The organism is Roseovarius halophilus (ex Wu et al. 2025), from assembly GCF_047086965.1.
This window is the reverse complement of sequence record NZ_JBKOTX010000533.1, coordinates 1-638: the sequence shown is the minus strand read 5'-3', so window position 1 is coordinate 638 and position 638 is coordinate 1. Positions and strand designations below refer to the sequence as shown.

At 63.8% G+C, this 638-nt stretch carries 1 pseudogene; it reads right to left on the bottom strand.

Features of this window, described 5'->3' with window-relative positions:
• Positions 1-398: 398 nt before the first annotated feature.
• Positions 399-638 (bottom strand): annotated as a pseudogene (locus tag ACH107_RS33345) (transmembrane anchor protein); the annotation flags it as partial.

Below are 638 nucleotides of genomic sequence, written 5' to 3'. Positions count from 1 at the left end.
AGGGCGGACAACGGACCTTCGCCGCGTTGGCGTGGCAAGTTGGCCCAGGCAGGAAAAGCGGACATCGGGAAGGGGCCGTGAGTTGCGAAGTTGCGACGGTATCAAATGGCGGCCCCGAGCCCAAATCACCGACTCCGCGATCAGCGCCGATGCCTGCAGCGCCGACCAATGCCGTCGTTCGAAGAGCTTATTGGGACTGCCCAGTGATGGATGCCAACGATCTAAGCGCAACTTAAATTGGTGGCGCGCCATCGCGTGCGCCTCATGTTCACATTTCGATCGAGTTCGGTCGTGCCTTGGCGCATGTTGGGCGAGATTTCCGAGAATATTCCCGCCCAAGACTGCACTGATAGAGCGAACGGTGTAGGCACCTGCGGTCTCCCGCAGGTGCCAACTGTTCACTCGCTCCTCACTATCTCGCTGTAGGCGCCGCGCAGTTGCAGCGTGACGGTCACGTCGGCATCGTCACGGTTGCGCCAGAACCAGCCGTGCTCGCCCGGGAAGGGCGCCTCGATGCTGCCTGCGCCGTCGGTCGCGCCGCGGCCCCGGTCGTAGTCGATGGACTGGCCGTCGCCATGGGCGTGCAGGTCGAAGTTGATCCGGCCGCCCTCCGCGACCCACGCGTAGTCCGCGACATC